The 13,095-nt window shown below is 59.5% G+C and carries 11 protein-coding genes; 7 read left to right on the plus strand and 4 right to left on the minus strand.

What is annotated here, in order from left to right; translation table 11 throughout:
- Positions 1 to 437: 437 nt before the first annotated feature.
- From JQ632_RS38045 to JQ632_RS38055, 3 genes are all read right to left on the minus strand, one after another.
- Positions 438 to 674 carry a hypothetical protein gene (locus JQ632_RS38045; RefSeq protein ID WP_212407845.1) on the minus strand — a complete coding sequence of 79 codons (237 nt, stop codon included), beginning with the start codon at positions 672 to 674 and terminating at the stop codon, positions 438 to 440.
- Positions 675 to 721: 47 nt separating this feature from the next.
- A complete protein-coding gene (locus JQ632_RS38050) occupies positions 722 to 976 on the minus strand; it encodes a hypothetical protein (protein ID WP_212407846.1) in 255 nt (84 codons plus the stop codon).
- Positions 977 to 1,051: 75 nt separating this feature from the next.
- A complete protein-coding gene (locus JQ632_RS38055; protein WP_212407847.1) occupies positions 1,052 to 1,447 on the minus strand; it encodes a hypothetical protein in 396 nt (131 codons plus the stop codon).
- A gap of 1,361 nt (positions 1,448 to 2,808) precedes the next feature.
- Between JQ632_RS38055 and groES the strand changes: the two genes are divergently transcribed.
- Together groES and groL are read left to right on the plus strand one after the other, a co-directional pair.
- Positions 2,809 to 3,123 (plus strand): co-chaperone GroES, encoded by a 315-nt coding sequence (gene groES, locus JQ632_RS38060; protein ID WP_212407848.1) that lies wholly within the window; start codon positions 2,809 to 2,811, stop codon positions 3,121 to 3,123.
- A gap of 92 nt (positions 3,124 to 3,215) precedes the next feature.
- Positions 3,216 to 4,868 (plus strand): chaperonin GroEL, encoded by a 1,653-nt coding sequence (gene groL / locus JQ632_RS38065; protein ID WP_212407849.1) that lies wholly within the window; start codon positions 3,216 to 3,218, stop codon positions 4,866 to 4,868.
- Positions 4,869 to 5,085: 217 nt separating this feature from the next.
- Here groL and JQ632_RS38070 read toward each other — a convergent pair whose 3' ends face one another.
- Entirely contained in the window at positions 5,086 to 6,825 is a 1,740-nt protein-coding gene (locus tag JQ632_RS38070; RefSeq protein WP_212407850.1) for an alpha/beta hydrolase, read from the minus strand.
- Positions 6,826 to 7,343: 518 nt separating this feature from the next.
- Here JQ632_RS38070 and JQ632_RS38075 point away from each other — a divergent pair.
- The 5 genes from JQ632_RS38075 (at position 7,344) to JQ632_RS38095 (ending at position 12,344) form a co-directional block, all read left to right on the plus strand.
- Positions 7,344 to 8,576, plus strand: a complete 1,233-nt coding sequence (locus tag JQ632_RS38075; RefSeq protein ID WP_212407851.1) for a branched-chain amino acid ABC transporter substrate-binding protein — start codon at positions 7,344 to 7,346, stop codon at positions 8,574 to 8,576.
- 78 nt (positions 8,577 to 8,654) lie between these two features.
- A complete protein-coding gene (locus JQ632_RS38080; RefSeq protein ID WP_212407852.1) occupies positions 8,655 to 9,602 on the plus strand; it encodes a branched-chain amino acid ABC transporter permease in 948 nt (315 codons plus the stop codon).
- Complete coding sequence (locus JQ632_RS38085) at positions 9,599 to 10,900, plus strand: branched-chain amino acid ABC transporter permease (RefSeq protein ID WP_212407853.1); 1,302 nt, start codon at positions 9,599 to 9,601, stop codon at positions 10,898 to 10,900. Before JQ632_RS38080 ends, JQ632_RS38085 begins: the two co-directional genes overlap by 4 nt.
- The gene (locus JQ632_RS38090; RefSeq protein WP_212407854.1) at positions 10,897 to 11,649 is read left to right on the plus strand and encodes an ABC transporter ATP-binding protein; all 753 of its coding nucleotides are present in this window, start codon (positions 10,897 to 10,899) and stop codon (positions 11,647 to 11,649) included. Before JQ632_RS38085 ends, JQ632_RS38090 begins: the two co-directional genes overlap by 4 nt.
- Complete coding sequence (locus JQ632_RS38095) at positions 11,649 to 12,344, plus strand: ABC transporter ATP-binding protein (RefSeq protein WP_212407855.1); 696 nt, start codon at positions 11,649 to 11,651, stop codon at positions 12,342 to 12,344. The genes JQ632_RS38090 and JQ632_RS38095 overlap by 1 nt, the downstream gene beginning before the upstream one ends.
- The last annotated feature ends 751 nt before the right edge of the window (positions 12,345 to 13,095 follow it).

Genomic DNA, 13,095 nt, shown 5'->3' on the forward strand with positions numbered 1-13,095 from the left:
GACTGCGCTTCATGCTCTGGTCCTTGTCGTGGGCCAGAACGAACTTCAAACTGGATTAAGCCCGTGGGGCAAGGTCACTACTTCCAATAGTGGAGTTGGAACCGAGCGGATTTGGCCTGTCTGTTCGAAAAGCGACAAACAGACGCCCTTTTGGTCGCAAGTGTGGGAATTAGGATACAAACGCACGTCGCGGGCGCCGGGCGACCGCGCGGCACGAAGTCCAATCCGATCCTTGCCGCACCTTGTCTATAGCTTCCTGACAACTGACGACCGACCAGGAGCGCGAGGTATGAATGCGCGCGCCGTAGGATGAGGCGAAGACGTTACAGCGCCGTTGTCGGATGATGCGCTCAAGATCGTGACGCGCGGCTCCGAGAAGGAAGATAGAGCCGCGTGCTATGTCGGCTCTTACGGGTAAAGCAGACCTGCGCGGCAGGTCACCCTGGAATATCGCATCTTGGTTCGCCGATGTTCAGGGCCTTGTCTTCCGTGGTTTGTCGGCTTCGATAGCGCGCGGCGCTCGTCGTGGCCTGAACATTTGGAGGGTGGTAGCTTGTCGTACCGCTATCCCATTTGATCTTCATTTGGTCGCGCGTGATCTCGACCACGGTGCCAAGCTCGTTGCTGCTTGGTCGGGCCACGCGCTGACCGACCTTCCAAGTCGGGGCGCTCATTACTTCGACGGTCCTATTGTTTGCGCCCATAGGGAGGTGTCTAGCGATCATGATCGTGTGTGTTCCGCGCGGAAGTGTTCCGCACATTCGTGGAACGTGCGCCACTGTGCGTGTTTCGGGCGGACGTTGGCGGCGCAGATGCGACAGCGATAGGTCGGCTCGCCATCCTTCGAATGGGCGATCAACGGCTCGCGCCAACCGATTGATCGGAAGGTGTATTCCAACTCGGCTTGCGCCTTGGTAACGATGGCCCGCTTACGCAAAAGGTGCGCGATCGGGCCGCGTTGCAGCGGCCTCTGCATAGTCGAACCTCGATATGTGCGGTGTGATGCATTGGTGCTCAGTGCCTTCCACCAATCAAAGTGGATTGTGCTCTCTTAGCTCGTGCGACGCTTCGAGCCAAATCCCTTAGTGTCGAGATCGGTCAAAAGGGGGACTAGCTGCTCATACGTTTTTGCGACGGCAGATGTCCACCGCCTCACGTCACGTTCCGGCGGATGAATAGCGCGCTCTGGCTCCAGAAAGAAGTAGCGATCCTGCTCGCAAACGAGTGCGCCGACCTCAACGAGCTTGTCGAGCTTCGGCCCGATCGTTGTGCGCGGCAGGTCGAGGAACGCCGCCACGCTGCTTTTGTTCATCGGGCGTTGTTCGGCGTGGCCGATCATCACGGCGGCCATGATGAGCAGCACAGTGCCGATGTCCGCGTCGGCGACGACTTCGCTGCCGTCGATTTGAATGATCTTACGCGCCAACTGCGCCAGCGTGACGAACATGCGACACACAGCGAGCCGTTCTTTGGCAATTGCCAAGGGGCGCTGCGGTGTCGGCTTTCTTCTTGTCATTGGGACAAGCACGCCGCGCGATTTTGGAAAAAGTTAGTCGAGATCGCGAACGACGTAAGTCAATGCTTGGACACGACCATGGTTGCGGGGAACCGAGCGCATGCACGACATCATGAACTCTGTCTGAGCTTCGCTCACACCGCTCTTGACCTCGTGCCATTTTCGTCGTCCGACGAGAGTTCCGGTGCGAACGGCACACAATGGCTTTGCTTCTGCTGGCCCTCTCGGCCCAAAGGCCGTAGCCAAAACGGAGCGTTTCAGCCGTCTTGACGCGCCATACTTTGGGAACGCAGATTGAAATTCCTCTGGAAAAAGCGGTAGTCGCCCGACGGTGACAGCATTCATACAGCCGCAAGCGCTTCGTGCGCACGGCTTCCGCCTGGTGATAGCGGTCGCCTTGTATGGTGATCGCGAGCTCGACGACGGCGAGGAAGAAGCACCAGATGAAGATGTTCTCGAGTGTCGCGCTGAGCTTGGCAATTATTTCGGTCGGATCGTTCTGCTTGCTGGCTGGGGCCGACATACCGCTGCCGGCCTGCACCTGGCCGCGAAGCTCCTGTCTGCGCGCAGTCCCGCCGCTTCTCTTTATTGGGTTGAGGGAGAGAGATTCAAACCGCTGCCCTAATAACCCATTGATCTTCCGAAAAATCCCGTACTAGACCATTTTTGCCAGTTCTAAGATTCGGAGAAAATTCGGTTCTCCAGATCTATCCAGCACCAAGTTGGATGGGGGAATGGGAATTCTCCGTTGGTGAAAACAGCAGGAAAACGGCCGCATTTCCGGCCTGTCTCCAGCATGAAGTACGAAGTAATTTTGGTGGGCTGGCGGAGGGAGAGAATCTAGAAAAGAACTTGCTCTACCGCTGCATCTCAGGTGCTCTCGGTAGGCGAGAGGGATAGCATTTCCCGGCTTCTCCGCGTACCGTCGCGGGTCTAGACTGCCGTCGGACGCGGCACCATAGTACCTGAACAGGCTCTTCAAGACGCGCGCAACCCGACCCGGCTAGCCATTGGATGGCAAAGCCAAACAACAAACCTGGGCAGGCGGTACAAGCCGGCCCTGCATTTCCGCGGCGGCTTCCTCCGACAAGCCAAGATTTCATTCCAGGGGCTCCTTTAGGTGGCTCTCTGAATGGGCCTCCACGGACCGCTGAGGGCGACGGATTTTCGAATCCTTCGCGGCTTTGTCTTGCATGCTGGCCAGGCCGGCTTATTTCCGGAGCGGTTGGCACTCGCTAGCTTCGACTGCTATTTCATCCAAGACAAAAGCGACTAGAAAATAGGAGGAGCGCATGAAATTCCGTCCACTTCACGACCGCGTCGTGGTCAAGCGCATCGACGCAGAAGAGAAGACCGCTGGCGGCATCATCATTCCCGATACGGCCAAGGAAAAACCCTCGCAGGGCGAAGTCATCGCCGTCGGCCCCGGCGGCCGCGACGAGAGCGGCAAGCTGATCCCAATCGACGTTCAGGTCGGCGACCGCGTCCTGTTCGGCAAGTGGTCGGGCACCGAGGTCAAGATCGACGGCCAGGATCTCTTGATCATGAAGGAAAGCGACATCATGGGCGTGCTCGAAGCTCCCGCTTCGAAGAAGAAAGCCGCCTAATGCACTGCCCGCACCGCTCACCCCTGAGGGGCGCCAGCCGGGCGCATCTCACGAAGGGGTGAGACCAAGTCATAAACTCAGGGAAATCCACCATGTCAGCCAAAGAAGTCAAATTCGGCGTCGATGCCCGCGACCGCATGCTCCGCGGTGTCGACATCCTCCACAATGCGGTGAAGGTCACGCTCGGTCCGAAGGGTCGCAACGTCGTCCTCGACAAGTCGTTCGGCGCTCCCCGCATCACCAAGGACGGCGTCACCGTCGCAAAGGAGATCGAGCTCGACGACAAGTTCGAGAACATGGGCGCCCAGATGGTGCGCGAAGTCGCCTCCAAGTCCGCTGACGCGGCCGGCGACGGCACCACTACCGCGACCGTGCTCGCGGCCGCGATCGTCCGTGAAGGCGCCAAGTCGGTTGCCGCGGGCATGAACCCGATGGATCTGAAGCGCGGTATCGACATGGCTGTGGAAGCCGTGGTCGCCGACCTCGTCAAAAACTCCAAGAAGGTCACCTCGAACGACGAGATCGCCCAGGTCGGCACCATCTCGGCCAACGGCGACGCTGAGATTGGCAAGTTTATCTCCGACGCCATGAAGAAGGTCGGCAACGAGGGTGTCATCACCGTCGAGGAAGCCAAGTCGCTGGAGACCGAACTCGAAGTTGTCGAGGGCATGCAGTTCGACCGCGGCTACATCTCGCCCTACTTCGTCACCAACGCCGACAAGATGCGCGTTGAAATGGAAGATGCCTACGTCCTGATCAATGAGAAAAAGCTATCTCAGTTGAATGAATTGCTTCCCTTGTTGGAAGCCGTGGTGCAGAGCGGCAAGCCGCTTGTGATTATCGCCGAAGACGTCGAAGGCGAAGCGCTCGCGACCCTCGTCGTGAACCGTCTGCGCGGTGGCCTGAAGGTCGCGGCCGTGAAGGCTCCGGGCTTCGGCGATCGCCGCAAGGCCATGCTGCAGGACATCGCGATCCTGACCGGCGGCCAGGCCATCTCGGAAGACCTCGGCATCAAGCTCGAGAACGTCACGCTCAACATGCTCGGTCGCGCCAAGAAGGTAATGATCGACAAGGAGAACACCACGATCGTCAGCGGCGCCGGTAAGAAGGCCGACATCGAAGCGCGCGTGGCGCAGATCAAGGCACAGATCGAGGAAACCACCTCGGACTACGACCGTGAGAAGCTCCAGGAGCGTCTCGCCAAGCTCGCGGGCGGCGTCGCGGTGATCCGCGTCGGCGGCGCGACTGAGGTCGAGGTCAAGGAGCGCAAGGATCGCGTGGACGATGCGATGCATGCGACCCGTGCGGCGGTTGAAGAAGGCATCCTGCCGGGCGGCGGCGTTGCGCTGCTGCGTGCCTCCGAGCACCTCAAGGGCATTCGCACCAAAAATGACGACCAGAAGACCGGGGTCGAGATCGTGCGCAAGGCGTTGTCTTACCCGGCCCGCCAGATCGCAATCAACGCGGGCGAGGACGGCTCGGTGATCGTCGGCAAGATCCTCGAAAAGGATCAGTACGCCTACGGCTTCGACTCCCAGACGGGCGAGTACGGCAACCTCGTCACCAAGGGGATCATCGATCCGACCAAGGTGGTTCGTGTGGCGATCCAGAACGCGGCTTCCGTCGCGGCGCTCCTGATCACCACCGAAGCCATGGTGGCCGAAGTGCCGAAGAAGAACATCGGTGCGGGTGGCATGCCTCCGGGCGGAGGCGGCATGGGTGGCATGGGTGGTATGGACTTCTAAGTCCGACATTCAGAGATCAACAATAGGAAGGCTCGGCAGCGATGCCGGGCCTTTGCTGATTTCCTGGCGGTCAGGGGCTCCGGGGTCCAACACTGGCGCACCTGGGACTATCTCCCGTCAGCGCGGCTAAGGCGCGCAATTCGGACATGTCTTTGCCGCAGCGATAGTCGCGGACGTCGCCCGTTGCCATCGGGCCGCGCCCCCTCTTCTGCGACCCCTAGTTCGATTTTTGCTTTACATACCGGCCCGGCGCCGGCTCGATGACCGGGTAATTTGAATTGCCCGCCAGAGTCGGTGCGGGAATGAGCCCGGTGGAATGACGCTTCATCCAGTTATCCCAATCCGGCCACCAGCTGCCCGGCTTCTCCTCGGCCTTCTCCAGCCAATCGTTCGCCTCGCAGTTCAGATCGTCGTTCAGCCAGTGGCTGCGCTTGTTGCGGGCGGGCGGATTGATCACGCCGGCAACGTGTCCGCTAGCAGCGAGCACGAACCGCGGATCTTTTCCAATAATATTCTTTGACAGGAAAGCACTCCGCCAGGGGACGATGTGGTCCTCACGCGAAGCCAGCACATAGAGCGGCGCCCTTACCTTGGACAAATCGATCGGAATGTCGCATTGCGTCGTCCTGCCCGGCTCCCTGATCTTGTTCTCAAGATACGTATTGCGCGTGTACCAGCAATACATCGGCCCCGGCAGGCTGACGCTGTCGGAATCCCAATACAACAGGTCAAACGCTTCCGGCGTCGCCCCCTTGAAATAGCTGTCGACAACATAGCGCCAGATCAGATCGTTGGCGCGCAGCGTTCCGAACGTAAAAGCCAATTCCTTGCCCGGAAGGATACCACCATTTCCGATCAATGCCTCTCGCAAGGTGACCGAGCCCTCGTCGATCAACAGCCCGATATCGCCGGTGTCGGTAAAATCGAGCATGGTCGTCAGGAGCGTCAGGGTCTGGAGCCTGTCCTCGCCGCGCGCGGCCATTACTCCCGCGGCACAGCTCATAATCGTGCCTCCGACGCAGAAACCGAGCGCGTGAACTCGATTCACATTGGCAATGTCGCTCACTGCATCGATCGCCTTCAGCGGACCTTTTTTCAGATAATCGTCCCAGGTGAGACGTTCGATCTCGGGAACGGCGCTCCGCCAGGAGATCAGAAAAACCTGATGGCCCTGCGCTACGGCATATTCAACGAACGAATTGCCGGCGCCAAGGTCGAGCAAATAGTACTTGTTGATGCACGGCGGGACGATGAGCAAAGGTGTCTTCTCTACCTCTGCCGTCTGGGGCGTGTACTGGATCAGCTGAATCAGGTCGTTTTCGAAGACGACCGATCCTGGCGTAACCGCAAGGTTGCGGCCCACTTCAAACGCCGATTCGTCGACCCTCGTGATCCGTCCCTTCTGAATGTCTGCAATCAAATTCTGGATTCCAGTGGCAAGGCTCGCAGTGTGGGTCTCGATGGCCGTACGTATCACTTCGGGGTTGGTAGCCGGGAAGTTGGAGGGACTTATCGCGTCAATGTACTGGCGCGCGAAAAAGCGAAGCTGCAGCCGCGTTCTGTCATCGACCTGGGCCTCATCGACCATTTCGTGCAGCTGCTTTGAGACGAGAAGATAGGATTGCTTGAGAAGATCATAGTAGGGCATCTCCTCCCATGCCTCGTCCTTGAAGCGCTTGTCGCCGCGAGCCGGCTGGATTGCCGCGTGCGTGCCGAAGGTGAACGTCTTTACGAGCACTGCATTCCATGCGCGCCAGAATTCGGTGAGGTACTGGTGGTGCATGTCCGTGATGAACGCAACAGGCGAAAACACCTGCCCCATGGGGATTGAACGCTTCGCCGGCACTCCCATCGCGGCCGCGAGTGCATCCTCGAACTGCTTCATTGATTGCTGGCCCGCATGCATCAGGTTTGCGAGATGGGCGGACGGATCGTTCGGTGAGGGGCTAGCTACCATTTGAGCCTCCAACGGTCGAAAAGTCACGCTGCTGTGAACCGGCATCATTCTTGATCCGGGTGCGCACATTCCACAACAGAAAACCCCACGCGGAGCCGCGACAGTTCCAGTGCTGTTTTTGGTGGTGTCGCGTTCAAGCTGTCCGTTGTCGCCCGTTTACGCCTAGCTCGCATCGGCAGGAACGAAACAGCGGATGGGTCATATTGCCGCGAACACTGACACACCAGACGACGGCCTCGCCCAGCGAATTGCCAGCATGGCGAACGACCGCGTTCCCCGGCACCGGCCGTCAATTAGCACCCAGTCGGCCCCTGCGGCCCAGCTGGGATACCAGCTGCAGCCCGCCTGCGACTCCACGTCTCTCGGCGTTCAAACGGCGGTTTCATTTATTCGCTTGCGGCTTCAGGATGATTGGACAACACTCCTGAAGAGAAGGCGCTCGTCTTCCGGTCTATTTTTTTGCGGTTGGCGATTTTTATAAGCCTTCGAAAAAAGATCGACCAGGAGGGAGGAGTGCTATGCGCCGTTGGATGATGCTTGCAGCCTTGCTGCCAATGCTCGGCGGAGTCGCTTTTGCGCAAGAGACCGTCAAGATAGGCTACATCGACCCGCTCTCGGGCGGCGGAGCCAGCATCGGGGAAGTTGGCCTCAAGACCTTTCAATTCCTCGCCGAGGAGCTGAACACCAAGGGCGGCATTCTCGGCAAGAAAGTCGAGATCGTTCCCTTCGACAACAAGACCAATCCACAGGAAAGTCTGATCCAGGCGCAGAAGGCGATCGACGCCGGCGTGCGCTACATCACCCAAGGCAATGGATCGTCGGTTGCAGGCGCGCTCACTGACTTCATAACCAAGTACAACGATCGCAACCCCGGCAAGGAGGTCCTGTACTTCAACTACGCCGCGGTCGATCCGGTCCTCACCAACGCAAAATGCAGCTTCTGGCATTTCCGCTGGGATGCGAATTCCGACATCAAGATGGAAGCGCTGACGAACTACATGAAGAGTGTTCCATCGATCAAAAAAATCTACCTGATCAATCAGGACTATTCGTTCGGCGAGTCGGTTCGCTCGGCGGCCAAGACCATGCTGAAGGCGAAACGACCTGACATCCAGATCGTCGGTGACGAACTGCATCCCCTGCTAAAAATCACCGACTTCGCACCCTATATTGCGAAGATCAAGGCGTCCGATGCTGACACCGTCATCACCGGCAACTGGGGACAAGATTTCGCGCTGCTTCTCAAGGCTGCTGCCGATGCGGGGCTGAAGGTGAACTGGTACACCTATTATGCCGGCGGAACTGGTGGTCCCACCGCGATCAAGCAGGCGAACCTCAATCACCAGGTCTTCCAGATCGCGGAGGGGATTCCAAATCTCGGCTATCCCTCCGCAGACGCCTTTGAAAGGGCCCTGCGCGCGAAATACAATTTCAGCCTGTTCTACCCGCGTGCCGTCAACGAGATGCGGATGTTTGCAGCCGCGGCGGACAAGGCCAAATCACTCGATCCGGTCAAGGTCGCAGCCGCGCTCGAAGGCATGGAATTCGAAGTCTATGACGGCGGCAAGGGCATGATGCGAAAGGACGATCATCAGTTCTTCCAGCCGATGTACATCGCCTCCTTCGGTGACCGCACCGAGAAGGAGCCGTTCGACGAAGAGAAGACGGGCTGGGGTTGGAAGCTGGCCGCGAAGATCGACACAGACCAGACCGTGCTTCCCACCACCTGCAAGATGGAACGCCCGAGCTGACCGGCGTTACCGCGCAGAGTGACTTCGCTCTGGTGATCGCCGGGGCGAAGTCGGTTCATCCCCGGGGGGTGGTGTGTCGTGCTTGAACTTATCATTACTTCCACGCTCAACGGCATCCTGTTCGGAATGCTGCTGTTTCTGATGGCCAGCGGCCTCACGGTCATCTTCAGCATGCTTGGCGTGCTCAATTTCGCGCATGCAAGTTTCTACATGCTCGGCGCGTTCTTCGGTTTCCAGATCAGCCGCTGGGTCGGCTTCTGGCCAGCCCTCTTCATCGCCCCACTGCTGGCCGGCGCGCTCGGAGCCGCAGTCGAGCGATTTGGCCTGCGCCGGGTGCACCGCAATGGTCACGTCGCCGAGCTCTTGTTCACCTTCGGCCTCGCCTTCGCGATCGAGGAAGTGGTGCAGATGATCTGGGGCAAGAGCCCGGTCGACTTTCGCATTCCGCCATCCCTGGATTTTCCAGCGTTCAGCATCTTCTCGACCAACTACCCCGCCTACAAAATGTTCATGCTACTGGTGTCGATCGCGATCTTCGTCGGCCTGCTGGTTGTCCTCAAGAAGTCGCGCGTCGGCCTGATCGTTCAGGCGGCCCTCACCCATCCGCACATGGTCGCGCATCTCGGCCACAACGTTGAGCGCGTCTTCATGCTGGTGTTCGGCGTCGGCACGGCGCTCGCCGCGGTCGCCGGCGTGATCGCCGGTCCTGCCCTGGTGACGCAGTCGAACATGGCAGCCCTCCTTGGACCGATCCTGTTCGTGGTCGTGGTCGTCGGCGGGCTCGGCTCGCTGCCGGGCGCATTCGTGGCGTCGCTGCTGATCGGTCTCGTCCAGACCTTTGCGGTCTCGATGAACGGCTCGCTCGCCGGCGCATTCGGTCCGCTAAGTCCGGACTACGCCCAAAGCTGGCTTTCGGACATCTGGGGCGTCACGGTCGCGCAGATCGCGCCGATCATGCCGTATGTGCTGCTGGTGCTGATTCTGATCTTTCGCCCGATGGGCCTGTTGGGAACGCGCGAAACATGACCGAGCTAGCCTCACGCGTCGCACCACCCTACCCTCAGCCCAGCGAGAGGATAAAGTTCTATGGCCTCTGGGCTGCCACAGTGCTGCTGCTGCTGGTACTGCCGAGGCTGTTCGGTTCGGGCGGCGCGCTGACGACGTTCAGCCTGATTGGCATCTCGATCATCTTTTCGCTGTCCTACAACATCCTGCTCGGCCAGACCGGACTGCTGTCCTTCGGGCACGCGGTCTACTACGGCCTCGGCGGATTTCTGGCTATACATGCCGTCAATTTGATCGGCGCCAACAAGCTGCCGATCCCCCTGCCGTTCGTTCCCTTGATCGGAGGCATGACCGGCCTGTTCTTCGCCGCGCTGCTCGGCTGGGTTTCGACCCAGCGCAGCGGAACGGCATTCGCGATGATCTCGCTGGGCGTTGCCGAACTGATCGCGTCCTCAGCCCTTATCCTGCGCACGTTCTTTGGCGGCGAAGCCGGCATCTCGGCAAATCGTACCAAGTTGATTCGATTCTTCGACTGGAATTTCGGTCCCCAGATTCAGATCTACTATCTCGTGGCAGCGTGGACCGTGATCGCCATCATCGCGATGTATGCGCTGACCCGCACGCCGTTCGGCCGCATGTGCAACGCGGTGCGCGACAATCCGGAGCGCGTTCAGTTTGTCGGCTACGACCCCCATGTCATCCGCTATCTGGCCTTTTGCTTCGCCGGCTTCTTTGCCGGCATCGCTGGCGCGCTTGCCGCAATCAACTTCGAAATCGCCAACTCGGCCTATCTCGGCGCCGTCCAGTCTGGTACGGTGCTGTTCTCAACCTATATCGGCGGCGTCGGCTATTTCATCGGACCGATTGTCGGGGCGATATTCGTGACTGCATTGTCACTCGGCCTGAGCGATCTGACGTCGGTCTGGCAACTCTACTTCGGCCTGTTTTTCATTGCGGTCGTGACCTTTGCGCCCGGCGGCATCACGGGACTTCTGATGATGCACCGCCCGCTGCTCAAGGGCGGCACGCTGGCAAAGGTGGTACCGTACTACTTGATCTCGCTCGTTCCGACGCTTGCGATGATCGCAGGCCTCGTTCTCGCCATCGAAACCGTCGTTCATCACACCGTGAACCCGGGCGAAGACCCGAATATCAGGGCGTTTGGCATAAGCTTCAATGCATCCAGCCCAATCACCTGGCTCGCCGCCCTCGTGCTGGTCGTTGCCGGATTTTACGTCGCGCGCAAGACATGGATCCGGCTCGCGCATGCCTGGGATGAAGCGATGACGGCGGCGCGTGACAAGGGACACTCCACATGACCGCACCCGCCATCGAGATCAAGGATGTCCAAAAGAGCTTCGGCAACATCACGATCATACGCGACCTGAATCTAAGCGTGGCGCAAGGCGAGCGGCATGCATTGATCGGCCCCAACGGCGCCGGCAAATCGACCACCTTTAATCTGATCACCGGCTATATCGCGCCGACGTCAGGGACGGTGAAGCTTCGCGGAGAGGTGATTTCCGGATTGCCGCCCTATCAGATCAATCGGCGCGGATTGTCCCGAAGCTTCCAGGTCACCAACGTCTTCACCAATATGAGCGTGTGGGAGAACCTGCGATGCGCCGTGCTCTGGACCGCCGGCCACCGCTACTCATTCTGGAAGAACATCGACAATCTTCCGGAAGTTCGCGACCGGACCGCGGAAATTCTGTCTGACATTGGCCTCGCGGCGCGGCGAGATGTTCCTGCGGGGCTCCTGACCTATGCGGAGCAACGCGCCCTCGAAATCGGCATCACGGTTGCGGGCGGCGCAGATGTCATCCTACTCGACGAGCCGACCGCGGGAATGAGCCACGCGGAGACCGAGCGCGCCGTCACGCTGATCCGCCGTCTCACCGAAGGACGGACCTTGATGATCGTGGAACACGACATGAGCGTCGTATTCGGGCTGGCCGATCGCATTTCGGTGCTCGTCTACGGCCAGGTGATCGCGACGGGAACGCCGGAGCAGATCCGATCCGATCCAAAGGTCAGGGAAGCCTATCTCGGAGAGGAGGCCGCCTGATGCTCGAGGTCGAAAATCTCCACGCCTACTACGGTAAAAGCCACATCCTCCAGGGCGTCGATCTCAAGATCGAAGCGGGTGAGGTCGTGAGCCTGCTCGGCCGAAACGGTGTCGGCCGTTCTACCACCGTCAAGGCCATCATGGGGGAAGTGCCGCCGCAGGGCACCATCCGCTTCAAAGGAACTGACATCGCCGGGATGCAAAGCTTCCAAATTGCCCGTCTCGGCCTCGGCTACGTTCCAGAGAACCGCGATATCTTTCCAAGCCTCACCGTACGCCAGAACCTGATGCTCGGCATCAAGGATCCGCGCAAGCCCGGCAGGTGGCGGATGGATGACATGCTACAAATGTTTCCCAATCTCGCGGCGCGTGCGGATACCGCGGCCGGCGTGATGTCCGGCGGCGAGAAGCAGATGCTGACAATGTGCCGCACGCTGATGGGCGACCCCGAACTGATCATGATCGATGAGCCGACCGAAGGACTGGCGCCCCTGATCGTCCATCAGGTCGGCGACCTGATCGCGGAAATCGCGCGCCGCGGGGTTGCTATTTTGCTTGTGGAGCAGAAGCTCTCGATCGCCATGCGGATATCGCACCGCCTCTACGTCATGGGTCACGGTCGCATCGTATTCGAGGGCACACCTTCGGACCTGACGAACAACGCGTCGATCCGAAAGGAATGGCTGGAGGTTTGAGGCGGACCCTACACCGGAGGATACGATGCACCGGTTGTCCGCCCTCGACACCAACTTTTGTACGGCGAAACACCGGAATCTCCGATGCGTGTTGCCGGGCGTGCCACGGCAAGGAAGACCTGATCGGCGAAATGAGAGCAGCCGGCGCGCCCCTTCGATCAGAAGACCGTGCAGGAGCGGGTGACGCATGGTCGCTCCAGATAATAGGCGGTTGGTGTAAGGACTCTCGTTGTATGTACCGCTCCTCCATGGCCATGGAGCTGAGGTTTCTATTGCCCGATCCTCTTCTTCAGATAACGGTCCCCGCAAGCGCGGCCAAAGTCAGCAAACGCCGCCCTATTCGCGCATGCCTTGTTATGGAAGGACTCGGTCGCCGGCCGAGCTCCTAACCTGTGATCGCGGACTTAGCCCAGCGTCGCTCGCGTATTCACAGTTATGGAAGAAGCCGGCCAATGGCCGACTGCCGGCGAACGTAGGAGTGCACAGCCGGCTTACGCCCATTTGCGCCGGATCCGCTTTACTCCAAAACCGGACATGTCGAAGAGGGCGCCTTTTGACAGATTTTGTTGCAAAAGTCGGTTGAGGCGAGCCGGCAAGCGTGATTCCGTTGTGTTGACGCGAATCGCGACGAGATCGATCCATGATGGGCCGTCTGAAGAGTGACCAAGGTCAATTGTTCTACGAGTTTCATCTCAGCGACGCGGTTCCCGAAGATCATCTAGTGCGGAAGATCGACACTGCTCTCGATCTG

It is taken from the genome of Bradyrhizobium liaoningense, from assembly GCF_018130955.1.
Classification (GTDB): Bacteria; Pseudomonadota; Alphaproteobacteria; order Rhizobiales; family Xanthobacteraceae; genus Bradyrhizobium; species Bradyrhizobium liaoningense_C.

Excerpts from the sequence above, each read along its gene's own strand:
- JQ632_RS38045 (WP_212407845.1), bottom strand. The coding sequence starts at position 674 with ATGAGCGCCCCGACTTGGAAGGTCGGTCAGCGCGTGGCCCGACCAAGC.
- JQ632_RS38050 (WP_212407846.1), bottom strand. The coding sequence starts at position 976 with ATGCAGAGGCCGCTGCAACGCGGCCCGATCGCGCACCTTTTGCGTAAG.
- JQ632_RS38055 (WP_212407847.1), bottom strand. The coding sequence starts at position 1,447 with ATGTTCGTCACGCTGGCGCAGTTGGCGCGTAAGATCATTCAAATCGAC.
- groES (WP_212407848.1), top strand. The coding sequence starts at position 2,809 with ATGAAATTCCGTCCACTTCACGACCGCGTCGTGGTCAAGCGCATCGAC.
- groL (WP_212407849.1), top strand. The coding sequence starts at position 3,216 with ATGTCAGCCAAAGAAGTCAAATTCGGCGTCGATGCCCGCGACCGCATG.
- JQ632_RS38070 (WP_212407850.1), bottom strand. The coding sequence starts at position 6,825 with ATGGTAGCTAGCCCCTCACCGAACGATCCGTCCGCCCATCTCGCAAAC.
- JQ632_RS38075 (WP_212407851.1), top strand. The coding sequence starts at position 7,344 with ATGCGCCGTTGGATGATGCTTGCAGCCTTGCTGCCAATGCTCGGCGGA.
- JQ632_RS38085 (WP_212407853.1), top strand. The coding sequence starts at position 9,599 with ATGACCGAGCTAGCCTCACGCGTCGCACCACCCTACCCTCAGCCCAGC.
- JQ632_RS38090 (WP_212407854.1), top strand. The coding sequence starts at position 10,897 with ATGACCGCACCCGCCATCGAGATCAAGGATGTCCAAAAGAGCTTCGGC.
- JQ632_RS38095 (WP_212407855.1), top strand. The coding sequence starts at position 11,649 with ATGCTCGAGGTCGAAAATCTCCACGCCTACTACGGTAAAAGCCACATC.